Source organism: Kribbella soli, assembly GCF_004331345.1.
In the GTDB taxonomy this organism is placed as follows: domain Bacteria; phylum Actinomycetota; class Actinomycetes; order Propionibacteriales; family Kribbellaceae; genus Kribbella; species Kribbella soli.
In genome coordinates, this window is record NZ_SJJZ01000001.1 from 1028596 (window position 1) to 1041407 (window position 12812).

Annotated in this window: 10 protein-coding genes; 2 read left to right on the top strand and 8 right to left on the bottom strand. The window is 68.5% G+C overall.

Features of this window, described 5'->3' with window-relative positions; genetic code table 11:
* Positions 1-5: 5 nt before the first annotated feature.
* The 3 genes from alr to E0H45_RS05185 form a co-directional block, all read right to left on the bottom strand.
* On the bottom strand, positions 6-1151 hold the full coding sequence (gene alr, locus E0H45_RS05175; RefSeq protein ID WP_131335117.1) for an alanine racemase: 1146 nt from the start codon (positions 1149-1151) through the stop codon (positions 6-8).
* A gap of 15 nt (positions 1152-1166) precedes the next feature.
* Positions 1167-1808, bottom strand: coding sequence for an HAD family hydrolase (locus E0H45_RS05180; RefSeq protein ID WP_131335118.1), 642 nt, complete (start codon positions 1806-1808; stop codon positions 1167-1169).
* Between the two features lie 67 nt (positions 1809-1875).
* On the bottom strand, positions 1876-3099 hold the full coding sequence (locus E0H45_RS05185) for a GH12 family glycosyl hydrolase domain-containing protein (protein ID WP_131335119.1): 1224 nt from the start codon (positions 3097-3099) through the stop codon (positions 1876-1878).
* A gap of 268 nt (positions 3100-3367) precedes the next feature.
* Between E0H45_RS05185 and E0H45_RS05190 the strand changes: the two genes are divergently transcribed.
* Positions 3368-4150 carry an META domain-containing protein gene (locus tag E0H45_RS05190; protein WP_238154806.1) on the top strand — a complete coding sequence of 261 codons (783 nt, stop codon included), beginning with the start codon at positions 3368-3370 and terminating at the stop codon, positions 4148-4150.
* A gap of 165 nt (positions 4151-4315) precedes the next feature.
* Here E0H45_RS05190 and E0H45_RS05195 read toward each other — a convergent pair whose 3' ends face one another.
* On the bottom strand, positions 4316-7234 hold the full coding sequence (locus tag E0H45_RS05195; protein ID WP_131335120.1) for a PIG-L family deacetylase: 2919 nt from the start codon (positions 7232-7234) through the stop codon (positions 4316-4318).
* A gap of 182 nt (positions 7235-7416) precedes the next feature.
* On the opposite strand from E0H45_RS05195, the gene E0H45_RS05200 reads away from it, so the two are divergent.
* On the top strand, positions 7417-7962 hold the full coding sequence (locus E0H45_RS05200) for a flavodoxin (protein WP_202872199.1): 546 nt from the start codon (positions 7417-7419) through the stop codon (positions 7960-7962).
* A 15-nt stretch (positions 7963-7977) separates the two neighbouring features.
* Here E0H45_RS05200 and E0H45_RS05205 read toward each other — a convergent pair whose 3' ends face one another.
* The 4 genes from E0H45_RS05205 to E0H45_RS05220 all read right to left on the bottom strand — a co-directional run bounded on the left by E0H45_RS05205 (position 7978) and on the right by E0H45_RS05220 (position 12809).
* Positions 7978-9402 (bottom strand): NAD(P)H-hydrate dehydratase, encoded by a 1425-nt coding sequence (locus E0H45_RS05205; protein ID WP_131335121.1) that lies wholly within the window; start codon positions 9400-9402, stop codon positions 7978-7980.
* Between the two features lie 70 nt (positions 9403-9472).
* Entirely contained in the window at positions 9473-9823 is a 351-nt protein-coding gene (locus E0H45_RS05210) for a holo-ACP synthase (protein WP_130384581.1), read from the bottom strand.
* Positions 9824-9912: 89 nt separating this feature from the next.
* A complete protein-coding gene (locus tag E0H45_RS05215) occupies positions 9913-10917 on the bottom strand; it encodes a LacI family DNA-binding transcriptional regulator (protein ID WP_238154807.1) in 1005 nt (334 codons plus the stop codon).
* Between the two features lie 53 nt (positions 10918-10970).
* On the bottom strand, positions 10971-12809 hold the full coding sequence (locus E0H45_RS05220; protein ID WP_131335123.1) for an alpha-glucuronidase: 1839 nt from the start codon (positions 12807-12809) through the stop codon (positions 10971-10973).
* Positions 12810-12812 lie beyond the last annotated feature (3 nt).

Below are 12812 nucleotides of genomic sequence, written 5' to 3' on the forward strand. Positions count from 1 at the left end.
CCGATCTACCTTTCGCTGTCGACGTACCTGCGTGGGATCCGGGCGCCCAGGCGAGTGACGATCTCGTAGTTGATGGTCCCGGCCGCGTCGGCCCAGTCGTCCGCGGTCGGCTCGCCCGCCGTACCCGGGCCGAACAGCACGACCTCGTCGCCCGCCGCGGCCTGGTCGTCGCCGAGGTCGACGACGCACTGGTCCATACAGATCCGGCCGACGATCGCTCGCCGTACGCCGTACGCCTGGACCGGGCCGCCGTTCGAGGCGTGCCGCGGCAGCCCGTCGCCGTACCCGAGCGGGATCAGGCCGAGCGTCGACGGCCGCGGCGCGGTCCAGGTCAGCCCGTACGAGACGCCCGCGCCGGCCGGCACCCGCTTCACCATCGCCAGCCGCGCCCTCAGCGTCATCGCCGGCCGCAACCCGAGCTCGGCCGACGGCAGCGCATGCCCGAACGGCGACAGACCGTACGTCGCGACGCCCGGACGGACCAGGTTGAAATGGGTCTCCGGCAACGCCAGCGTGGCGCCGGAGTTCGCGAGATGCTTGAACTCGGCGTCGATACCGAACGACTCGGCCACCTCGATCGCCTCGGTGAAGGTCGCGAGCTGGGACTCGTTCGCCGGGCTCTTCGGCTCGTCCGAGGAGGACAGGTGCGACCAGATGCCCTTGATCTCGATCTGCCCGGTCGCCTGCGCGCGGACAGCGGCGCGGATCAGCGCCGGCCACTCCTCCGGTACGGCGCCGCCGCGGGACATCCCGGTGTCGATCTTGAGGTGCACCCGCGCCGGGCGGTCCTGCACCCCGGCGACGAGCTCGTCGATCTCCCAGGGCGCGCCCGCGGACAGGTCGATACCGGCCTCGATCGCGTCGGCCAGCGGCTCGCCGGGGGTGGTCAGCCAGCAGAAGATCGGCCCGGTGTCACCGGCCGCCCGCAGCGCGAGCGCCTCCTCGAGCACCGCGGCGCCGATCCAGTCCGCACCGGCCTCCCGGGCGGCCCGGGCAACCGGGACCATCCCGTGCCCGTATCCGTCGGCCTTGACCACAGCCATCAGCTGCGCGCCCTCAGCGCGGGCACGCAGCGTCGTCACGTTGTGACGGATCGCAGCCAGATCGACCACGGCCTCAGCACGGACCGGACGTGACTCAGGAGTAGACATGGTCGTTCCAGTGTCTCAGGTGGCGTCGATCAGGTCGGCGAGGGCGGTCATGTTGTGGAAAACCGTGTTCGCATCGGAAAGTTTCGCGGGGTCGGTCATGCCGGCGTACCCGAAGACCTTCATCCCGGCGGCGACCGCGGCGGCGACGCCGAGCGGGCTGTCCTCGACCACCAGACAGTCGGCCGGTTTCACGCCCAGCGAGGCGGCCGCGTGCAGGAAGAGATCGGGGGCGGGCTTGCCGTGCGCGACGTCCTCGGCGCTGAAGATCCGGCCCTCGAACCGGTGCAGGAAACCGACCGCGGTCAACGCCGTACGGATCCGTCGATGGGTGCCCGAGGAGGCGAGGCAGTACCTGATGCCGCGCTCGTCCAGGTGGTCGAGAACGGCCTCGACGCCCTCGATCGCCAGCAGGTGTGCGAAGCCGTCGAACAGCCGCTGGTGGTACCTGTCCTCGAGATCCGCCGGCAGCGGCCGCCCGAGCTGAGCCTCCGTCTTCTGCCGCATCGACGCCATCGACCCGCCCATGAAGTCCCGCACCGCCTCCTCGAAGGTGTAGGGCAGCCCGGCCTCCGTGAGCAGCTCGGCCAGAATCGTGTTGGCCAGCCGCTCGGAGTCCACCAGCACGCCGTCGTTGTCGAAGATCACAAGTCCCGTCACACCGAAACCCTAAGCGGCCACCGCATCGAGTGCGGTGGCCGCCGGGGTCTGCGAGAGCGAGCTGAGGTCAGGACGTAGTGAGCGAGAAGTCGTCCAGCCGGAAGGTCGCCGGACCGTTGGTGGAGGAGATCTCCACGCCGTACTCGATCGCGCTGACCTTGTCCGTGCCGGACAGCCAGCCCTTCGAGACCAGCCAGTCGAAGACCGCCTTCAGGTCGACGGAGCTCACGGCCTTCTGGTCGGTCATCGCGAGCGCGATGTACCTGCTGCCGACGGCGCCGCGCTTCCAGGCGGTGAACGTGTGGCCGCCGATGGTCGCGGTCGCCTTGTCGGCCGCGTCACCAGGCGGCAACGAGGCCGGGTACTTGTAGTTCGTCCAGATCATCAGCTCTTCGTTGCCGAGCCCGTTCAGCCAGATGTCGTAGGACCAGTTGTACTCGCCGGACGACGGGGCGGACTGGGAGTTGGCGTACGTGCTCTTGATGCTGTTGAACGAGCTGATGGCCTTGTCGGGGAAGTTCTTCTGGGTGTCCGGGTAGGTCTTGACCGATCCCGGGTTGCTCGCCAGTTCCTTCTGGTCCGAGGTGACGTACCAGCTGTTGAACCCGCAGGCGTGGATGGTCTGCGGCCCGGACTCACCTTCGTTCCACTTGTTGTTGTTGACCAGGTAGCCGCTGGTGTTCCAGGTCCCGAAGGCGTCCGAGGACGACCACAACGGGCTCTTGCAGGTCCCCGACGCCGGCGGGGTGCTCGTCGTCGTCGAGGTCGACGTCGGCTTGGTCGTCGTCGGTTCCGTGGTCGGAGGCTTGGTGCTGGTCGTCGTGCTGGTCGGCGTCGGCGACGGCTTCGGGGTGCTCGTCGTCGGCGCACTGGTCGGGGCACTGGTCGGGGCGGTGGTCGGCGCCGGGGTCGTCGGCTGAGCCGCCACGGCAACGAAGTCGTAGTGGGCGGTGTAGGTCACCTTGGTGCCGGCCTGGTACCGCGCGCCGTCGTAACGGATCGCGCGCAGCCGGTAACTCTTGTCGGTGGTGCGACGCGGGTCGATCGACAGCATCGCGGGGCCGGAGGCGGTCGCGGTGATCGCGACCGGCTTCTGTCCGAAGCCGTGCAGGACGGTGCAACCGGAATAGGCATCAAGGACGCAGGTCTCGACGCGTCCAACGTTGGGCAGGGCGGTCACCGTGCTGTCCGCCGCGTTCGCGGTCGCGACCGGCGAGTCCTTGGACGCGTGTACGACGATCGGTAGGGCTACCAGACCGGCGACAGCGACGAGGGCCGCAGGAAGGATCACGCGACTCCGGGCAGTTCGGGTGGGGGGCATGCGAAGAGTTCCTTAGTGTGTTCGACGGGTCGCACTGCGTGCCCCAGAACTACAGCGCGGCCTCAACTGATCGATTGACTGTCCCCAGAAGGGCCAGTTGGACTGGCCTTGTCGTGACTTGTTCGCTCTCGCTACGGCGGTGACGTTATCGAACCGTGATCAGGGATGCCAACCCCGGGGCCTGAATTAACGAACCCTTCACCTGCAACGGTAGCAATCCAGGCGGCGTCCTCTGGTAGTGAACAAACGGATGATCGTGCTTGCCTCGACCGGACTACTGCTGCTGTTGAGCGCGTGCGGAAACGACGTGGGGACCGGGGGCGGGGCGTCGCTGGCCGGGCGGACGTTCTTGTCCACCTCGATCACCGAGAACGGGAAACCGCGACCGCTCGCGGCGAAGACCAAGGTCCGGCTGCAGTTCACCACCAACGGCCGGATTTCGTGGAACGCCGGCTGCAATTCGTCGGACACCACGGTGTCGACCTCCGACGGCCGGCTGAGTCTCGGCAAGGAGATCGCGTCGACGGCGATGGGCTGCATGGGACCGCTGCAGGGTCAGGACTCCTGGATCGGCGGCGTTCTCCTGGCGAAGCCCGCCTGGAAGCTGGACGGCGACAAGCTTGTACTCAGCACCGAGAACACGACGATCTCGCTGCTCGACAAGGAGACCGCGGAGCCGGATCTCGCTCTCGACGGCACGAAGTGGAACCTGACCACGGTCGTCACCGGCGAGGCCGCGTCGCACCAGGCCGGCTTCGAGAAGGTCTGGCTGACGCTGAACGGCGAACGCGTCACCGGGTCGACCGGCTGCAACGAGTTCCAGGGCATGGTCGCGCGTGCCACCGGCAAGGTCACCTTCGGCGAACTGGCCACCACGCGGCGGGCCTGTGCTGGGGACGCCGCGACGGTGGAATCCCTTGTCCTGAAGGGATTGAAGGGCGACCTGACCTACCAGATCGACGGCTCGACACTGCAACTGCGCTCCTCCGACGGCGGACTGGACTTCACCGCGCGACGCTGACGCAAGTGAGTGAGGAGCCCGCGCGCGGCTCTCATTGGAGACGGATCCGTACGGCCTCATTCCGTTGCTGATGGCAACAGGTGGCGCGACGCCCGAACCCGCCACCACGGACCTGCTGCAACCGGCGTTGGAGCACCCGAGCGAACAGGTCCGCGAAGCGGCCGACTACGCGATCCGGATGTCGAAGGCCTGGACCTCGTTCTTTGTTGTTTCGTAGGAGACGAGCAGGTGGCCGCGGTCCTTCAATTGCTGCCGTTGGGCCACCGTCAACGAGATCGTCCAGTGCTGCACACCGCGGGTGACCTGCTGCGTGGCTTGCTTGACCAGGTGACCGCTCATGTCCGGTGACCACGGCGGTGTTGCGCCGTCGGTGATCGCACACGGCGTGAACCCGTAGTCCGGCGGCGGGTCGGTCGTGCACGACGTCGTCCACACCGGGATCGCACCGAGCTCACCACTGGTCAGGAACGCGCGAGCAGTGCCGTTTCCCTTCGACGACGTGACGAGGTGTACGGCGTCGCCGCTGACAGCCGACGACAGGATCTTGAGGTCGTCGGTCGGCACCCGGCCGGAGATCGGTACGCCGTTGCGCGCGGACTGCGCAATCGTTTGCGGCGACAGGGCGCCGTCGAGGTTCGGGTTCGACACGTCGGGCGGCGCCGGCGTGGTCGGGCGGTCCGCCGGCGGCGTGTACCCGGGCAGCGTGGCGAGCCCCCAGCGGTACGGGTCGGACTGCACGGAGCCGAGCGCCGACCACCCGAGTCGCGTACTCATGTCGATATGCCGCAACGTCGTCGTACCGGCCGCCGAGGTGTCGTCGTTGTCGTACGGCGTGATGTTCAGCCCGAGCCGTGCCGGGTCGACGGCGGACGGGAGGTCGGCGAGCGGGATCTTCACCTCGAGGTCGTAACCTCCACCGGCGTACGCGTGCGGGACCGTGGTCTCGTTGCTGCCGACCCACTGCGCGGTCGACGCGACCTGCACGCCGGGTGCGTTGCCGGTGTCGAGGGCGCCGCTCGAGTAGCCCTGGTGATTGTCCGCGTCGCGTTCCCAGCACGGGCCACCGCTCTGGGTGAACGGGAAGATGCCGAGCTTGAACGTGTTCGCGGTGTCCTTCAGGTCCTGCGACGCCGTGCCGCGCGGGTCGAGCAGGATCTCGACCGAGTCGGCCTGCCAGTGACCGACGCATTCCTCCGGCGTCACGGCGTACGACTGGTAGTCGTCGCGGACGTGGATGAAGAAGTACAGCGCGTCGTCGGACCAGCTGACCTTGGCCGTATTGCCTTCCCCTGTTGACGAAACGCCACAGTCGTCGACGCCGGTGCAGGTGCTCGCACCCTGCCAGATCCGGCCGAGGTCGAGCGTCGGGCCCGGGTACTCGCCCGGGTTCGCCTTGCCGTCGACGACCGGCGTCGCCTGCGGGATCACGGTCGTCGGGACGAGCGTGAGGGTCAGCGTTTCACTGCCGGTCGCCGTCCGGATCGGAATGTTGACGTTCTGCTGGGCGGGCAAGGTCGTGTCGGTGTTGGTGAGCTTGAACGTGACGGTGGTGTCCGCGCCGGGTGCGAGGTCGTACGGCTTCGCGTTGGCGTCGATGGTGAAGTCCGGCGGGAGGTCGAGCGACACCGCGCCGGTCTGCTGCTTCGCGGACCAGTTGTGGACGACGACGGGTACGTCGATGGTCTGGCCGATGCCCATCGACTGGATCGCCTGTGAGCGGCCGAGTCGGTTCGCCTGCGGCGCGGTGTTCTGCAGCCACTCGTCGTACTCCTGCCAGTTCCCCCAGCGCTGGAAGCGTCCTTCGGCGGCGGAAACGATCCGTACAACGTTTTCCGTGTAGCCGGTCGCGTGCTCGGTGGTGTAGAGCGCGGCAACCTTCGCGTTCTGGTCGACGGTCGCGGTGGCGGCGGGCGTGACGGTGAAGGTGATGTCGGCGCTCGATCCCTTGCGAACCGGCTTCGGGCCGTCGGTCGACCAGCCGGCCGGGACCGTGAGCGCGACGTTGCCCTTGGCAAGCTTTCCGCGGAGGTGCAGGGTGGCCTGGAAGGGTTCACCGGCGACGTTGTAGAACCTTTCGAAGGTTAGGTATTCGAGCGTTCCGAGCGGCAGTCCACCAGGGTCGGGTTTGGTCGCGCCGAACAGGATCGCGTCGTCACGGCCGGCCGCCGCATTGCTGTTCGGCTGGAACGGTACGAACGACTCGGTCATCCCGAAGCGCGGACAAGCGGGAACCGACGTGCCCTTGTACATCACCCGGCTCTGGGTCGGGTACGCCGCGCGGCCCTCGTCCGCGACCTGCTGCCAGATCTTCGGCGTACCAGCGGTCTGCCCCTGCGTGTTACCGGCCGGCCAGGTGTACGGCGAGTTGTAGCCGGTCCACACGCCCGCGACGGTGTCGAGGCCGGTCGGGGTGAATCCGGTGGTGCAGTTCGCCGAGGTCGTCGTACCGCCGGTGCCTGCGGTGGCTCCGCCGGAGAAGACCTTTTTCACCTGCCAGGTGCTGAGGGCGTGCGGGCCCTTCAGTTGCTCGGGGAACATGTTCGGGTCCGCGGCCGCGAGCACGCCTTCCCAGATCAGCCGGCCGGCCTGCTGGTGGTTGCCGTGGCCGGCGGCAAGGGTCGGTGTGAAGCCGATATAGACCTCCGGCTGCGTCTCGCGGATCACCCGCGTGACCCTCCGGAGCGTTTCCTGCTCGTCCCAGAAGTACTGCGTCAGCGGCGCGCTCTGGTTGTAGAAGAAGTCGATCCGGTCGAGGTTGAAGATGTCGACCGTCCCGGAGCGGTAGTGCGCGACACGGTCCTCGTTCTCGCGCCGCAGACCGAGCTCGGGCCCGAGTTCGGGACCGGTCGCGTTGCCGCCGCCCTCACCTCGGGTCACCATGATCACGCCGCACTTGACGCCGTACTGCTGATGCCACACACCACACGGCCCGATGATGCTGGTGTCGTCGTCCGGATGGGCCCACTCCCCCATCACGTCGATCTTCGTCTGACGATCAGCCACGTACGGCTGGGTCTTCGCCACGGCCGGAACCGGCAGCACGGCGAGCAGGACAAGAATCACGAACCCGGCGAATCGCTTCACGTGCACACTCCAAAGGCGGCGGAGGCAACGCTCCAGTCCTACGTCCGCACCGCCGAGCCGCGCAACCGCTTACCGCGCGTCCCTCTGCTGTGGGGCTCGGCCTCGCCATCGGAACCTTCGCGGCGACGGCTTTGGCCGGATGCGGCCGAGAACCCCGATCCAACGAAGGAGAATCGCCAGCGGTGAAGCCTTCCACGAGAGCTGCCGGGCCGAAGGTGCTCGTGGCGTACTTCTCCCGCCCGGGCGAGAACTACGACAACGGCGGCCGCACCTGGCTGAAGGTCGGCAACACCGAGGTCGTCGCGACGATGATCGCCGACCTCATCGCCTGCGACGTGTACCGGATCGAGGCCACCGAGCCGTACTCGAACAAGTACGACGACACCGTCGCCCGCAACGTCCGCGAGCAGAACGCCGACGTACGTCCCGCAATCGCCAAGCAGCTGCCCGCGATCGACCAGTACGACGTGGTTCTGCTCGGCAGCCCGATCTGGAACGTGCGCGCCCCGATGATCATGTCGACCTTCACCGAGAAGCTCGACTTCGCCGGGAAGACCGTGCATCCCTTCACCACGTACGCGATGAGCGGCCTCGGCACGACCGAACGCGACTACGCCCGGTCCTGCCCCGGCGCCACCATCGCCGAGGGCCTCGCCGTACGCGGTGAACAAGTCCAGCAGGCCCGGCCCCAGGTCACCGACTGGCTGCAACGAATCGGACTCCGCTGACAACTCCCGGCCGGTTCAGCTGAGAAGCCGGCGGGTGGCCTCGGGGAGGGCTTGGGCGACGGTGATGGCGGTGATCGGTGCGCCGTCGGATGCGAGGTTGGCTGCGGCGGCGTGCAGGTACGCGCCGACGCTCGCCGCGTCGAGGGGCGTCAGACCGCCGGCGAGGAGGGCGCCGCACAGGCCGGCGAGCACGTCGCCGGCGCCCGCGGTCGCGAGCCATGGGGTGGCGTTCGTGTTCACCCGAACCTCACCGTCCGGGCTGGCAATGACCGTGGTGGCGCCCTTGAGCAGGACTGTCACGTCGAAGCGCTCGGCCGCGAGGCGCGCGTACTTCAGCCGCTCGGCCTCGACAGTCGCGCGATCGACACCGAGCAGTCGGGAGAGCTCGCCGGCATGCGGTGTGATCAGTACGTCGACGTGGTCACCGGCGTCGTCGAGCGCCTTCAGACCGTCCGCGTCCAGGACAACGGGCTCCTCGGCGTCGAGCAGCTCACGGATCCGGGGGATGTCGAGCTCGTCGCCGAGTCCGGAGCCGATGGTCCACGCCTGCACCCGGCCGTCACCGACGACCTCCGGGTGGGCTTCGCGGACCGCGCTCGCCACCGCGTCCGGACCGATGTACCGGACCATGCCGACGGGGCCGGCCAGGGCGCCGGCGGTGGCGATCACCGCGGCGCCTGGGTACTGGGTGGAGCCGACCATCAGGCCGACGACGCCGCGGGAGTACTTGTCGGACTCGCCGCGCGGGACGGGATAGAGCGCTTTGATGTCCGCAGCCTGGAGCGCTTGCACTTCCGCGGGTGGGAGGTCGAGGCCGATGTCGACGAGGTGAACCGGGCCGCAGGCGGTGGCGGCGGGGTCGACGAAATGGCAGATCTTGTGAGTGCCGAACGTGACGGTGAACGCTGCGTTCACGTGCGGCTCGGGCGTCTCACCGGTGTCCACGTCGACACCGGACGGCGTGTCAACAGCCACGATCGGTACGCCGTACTCCTCGGCAACCTGCACCACAGCAAGCGCCTCAGGACGCAGTCCCGGCCGCCCACCGATCCCGACAATCCCGTCCACCACAACATCAGCACCCGCGATCTCCCTGACCACACCACCCGAGACACCAGCGGAAGCGGCGGCGGGGATTGCTTGGCCGCCGGCTGTTTTCAGGGCGTCGAGGCCCGCTTGGTGGGTCTTGGTCGAGAGGAGGACGGCGGTGACCTGGGCGCCGCGGCGGGCCAGTTGGGCGCCGGCGTACAGGGCGTCGCCGCCGTTGTCGCCGGAGCCGATCAGGAGGACCACGCGGGCGCCGTACGTGCCGCCGAGGAAGTTGCTGATGGCAACCGCCAGCCCGGTCGCCGCACGCTGCATCAGCGTGCCCTCGGGAAGCCTCGCCATCAACTCCGCCTCAGCCGCCCGAACCTGCTCGACCGTGTGCGCGCTACGCATCCTCAAACCTCCACGACAAGTGCCGCCGCGCTAACTGGCGACGGCTCGACGGGACGCGAGCGGCGCATGCTCAGCCCTCCAGGACAACCACGGCGGAGGCGATGCCGGCGTCGTGGCTCAACGACAGATGCAGACTCTGTACGCCGAGCTTGGCCGCCTGCGCCGCCACGGTGCCGGTGATCTCCAACCACGGCCGCCCGGTCTCGTCGGTCTGCACCTCGGCGTCGTGCCAGTGCATTCCCGCCGGCGCCCCGAGCGCCTTCGCCAACGCCTCCTTGGCCGCGAACCGAGCCGCCAGCGACGCCGGCGGCTTCACCGCCTCCACGGCCGTGAACACCCGATCCCGCAACCCCGGCGTACGCTCCAGCGTCCGCATGAACCGATCCACGTCGACCACATCAATACCCACGCCGACGATCATGTCCCTCACCCTAACCGCCCACTTCCGCCCCACACCTTCCGGGTTGGGGAGGATTTCCCGCCCGAATCGGCACAAGATCCTCCCCAACCTCAATGCGAAGGGGGAGCTGTGGACTGGCGGATTCGGAGGTCTACCGCCAGGTCGAGGCGGAGGGCCGTGGGGGTGCGGCCTCGGGAGAGGTCGAGTACGACGCGGGTCGCGAGCTCGGCCATCTGGTGGAGTGGCTGATGGACGGTGGTGAGGGTCGGAGTCACCCATTGCGCCACCGGCAGGTCGTCGTACCCCACGACCGAAAGGTCCCGCGGCACCTCCAGCCCCAGTTCACGAGCAGCCTGGTAGACGCCCAACGCCTGCATGTCGCTCCCGGCGAAGATCGCCGTGGGTCGGTCGGCAAGCCGGAGCAGGGCGAGCGCCTCGCGATGCGCGCCGGCGACCTCGAAGTCGGCCCACCGGATCAGCGCCGGATCGACCTCGATACCCGCCGAACGCAGCGCATCGGTGTACCCGTCGACGCGTTGCCGCGAGCACAGCGTCTCGATCGGACCGCCGATCATCCCGATCCGGGCGTGCCCGAGCGTCCGCAGGTGGGTCGTCGCCAGCCGGCCGCCGTTCCAGTTCGCGGAGCCGATCGACGGTACGTCGTCCCCCACGTCGCCGACCGGATCGACGACCACGAACGGGATCCGCCGCGCCTCCAGTTGTGCGCGCTGGTCGGTGTCCAGGTCCGAGAACACCATGATCACGCCGAGCGGCCGCCGGTTCAGCACGGACTCGATCCACTCCTGCCGCGGCCGGAGCGCACCGCCGCACTCGGACAGCACGAGTTCGACGCCCTCGGCGCGGACGACCTCCTCGACACCGCGGATCAGCTCCATGGCCCACTCGCCGCCGAGCTGGTTGAACACCAGGTCGATCATCGGGCCGGCCGCCGTACTCGAGCTCCGCCGCCGGTACCCGTGCTCCTGGATCAGGCTCTCGATCCGCGCCCGGGTCGCCGCCGCCACGTCCGCGCGCCCGTTCAGCACCTTGGAGACGGTCGGCACCGACACCCCGGCCTGCTCCGCAATTTTCGCAATGGTCGGCCGCTCGGCCACAACGCCTCCCGATCCGAAACTTTCGAACCAGACTAGCGTCACTCACGGGACGCCTACTTATGGATCGTGCGCCCGTGGCTGTCCGGTACGCCGGAAAGCCGGTAGAAGAACGTGTTCACCTGGTCGCGCCACTCGCGGGCGTTGGACAGTTGGGTCTCGAAGCGGGACGTGATGTTCGCGCGGATGGTCGGCTCGAAACGCTCGGCGATCACCCGCCAGCGCGCGACCATCGCCTCTACCTCGGCGTACCCCTGGAAGTGCGTGTCGTAGATGTACTGCAGCACGGTGCTCCCGCTCTGCAGCACGTGGTCGTAGGGCACGTGATGGAAGAACAGCAGCAGCTCGTCGGGGCAGGTGTACACGTCCTCGTACAGACTCGCGAGCGGCTCCGGATATTGCCCGGTGAACCCCGATCCCGTCTTGACCGTCCGGTCCACGCCGACGCCGTACCGATCCGCGAAGTGGTACGTCCCAGCGCCCGAGTACTCGTACCCGTTCACGCTCGGCCCGTAGTGCGTCCCCGGCGTCACCATGAACCCGACCCCGAGCGGCGCGGTGTACCGCTCGTACGTCTGCCACGAGCCCGACAGGATGGTCACCAGCTCGCTCCGGGTCCGGTCGTCCATCGCGAACGTCGCGGCCGCCCACTCGTGCAGCAGGCTGACCGGATCCGCAGCCGGGTCCCACGCCAGCCGCCCGAACGCGTAGAGGTTGCTCTGCGCAAGCTTGTGCCCGGTCCAGTTGAGGTCGTCGCCGACGTTGGACACGGCAACGATCGCACCGATGCGGTCGGCAACGTTCACGCCACCGCCACCGGTGGTGTCGAACTGCAGGATCTCCCGCCACCAAGGCCCCAGGTAGCAGAGGTCCTGCTGCTGGCCGGAGTACTCCTGCGTGACCTGCAGCTCGACACCGAAAACGGTTTCCTGGAACTCCCCGAGCAGCGGCGAGACCGGCTCCCGGACCTGGAAGTCCAGCGGCCCGTGTTTGACCTGCAAGACAACGTTTTCCTCGAACCGTCCGTCCAGCGGGATGAACGCGTCGTACGCCGCCCGCGCCCGATCCGCCCGCCGGTCCCGCCAGTCCTGTTCGGGTTCCGCGCCGGAACATCGCCAGAAAACGCTTCCGCCGTACGGCGCCACTGCCCGCGCCAGCAGGTTCGCGCCCTCGGCATCACCGGCCGTCCGCACCACGAGCCCACCGAGATCGGGTACGACGTCGTACACCCGGGCGACCGTGGCGGCCCACCAGCGCGCGACCCGCTCGTCGCGCGGGTCGTCGATGAAGTCGACCGCGAGGCTCACCGCGATCCCGTACTCACGGAAAACGCCGGCCAACCGGGCCACATCGGGCAGCTCGGCGGTAGCGAGCGCGACCGCATTGATCCCGATCGACGCCAGCAACCGCGCGTACTCCCGGACCCGGGTCAGGTCGGGCACCACCGCACCATCACGGAAAAAGAGCGATCCGCCCGAGTATCCACGCCGTACGACGCCCGAGAGTTCGTCCCAGTGGTCCAGCATCCGGATCGGTACGGCGGGCTGCTCGACGACGGTGAAGTCGCCGCTCATCCACTCGAAGTACCGCAGCACGTAGAAGTACCCGTACAACAAGCCGTGCCCGCCCTCGGCCGCGACGACCAGGTCGTTGCCCCGTCGCACCACCACGAACCCCTCGACGCCCAGCCCGTGCTCGGGCACGGCGGCCTCGACCTCCTGCCAGAGAGCGGTCTCCCGGACCCGGGTCAGCGTGCAGACTGCGATCTGCACGTCGGTGCGGAAACGGCGCGTCTGCCGGACCTCGGCCCGGATCGTCTGCGCGAGCACGCCCGACGCATGCACAGTCACCTCGGGCAGGCGCTGGGTACCCAGCCAGGCGGAATCGGCGGTCATCGA

Bases quoted from the DNA above. Each gene is read 5' to 3' on its own strand.
- alr (WP_131335117.1), bottom strand. From the start codon at position 1,151: ATGTCTACTCCTGAGTCACGTCCGGTCCGTGCTGAGGCCGTGGTCGAT.
- E0H45_RS05220 (WP_131335123.1), bottom strand. From the start codon at position 12,809: ATGACCGCCGATTCCGCCTGGCTGGGTACCCAGCGCCTGCCCGAGGTG.
- E0H45_RS05205 (WP_131335121.1), bottom strand. From the start codon at position 9,402: ATGCGTAGCGCGCACACGGTCGAGCAGGTTCGGGCGGCTGAGGCGGAG.
- E0H45_RS05210 (WP_130384581.1), bottom strand. From the start codon at position 9,823: ATGATCGTCGGCGTGGGTATTGATGTGGTCGACGTGGATCGGTTCATG.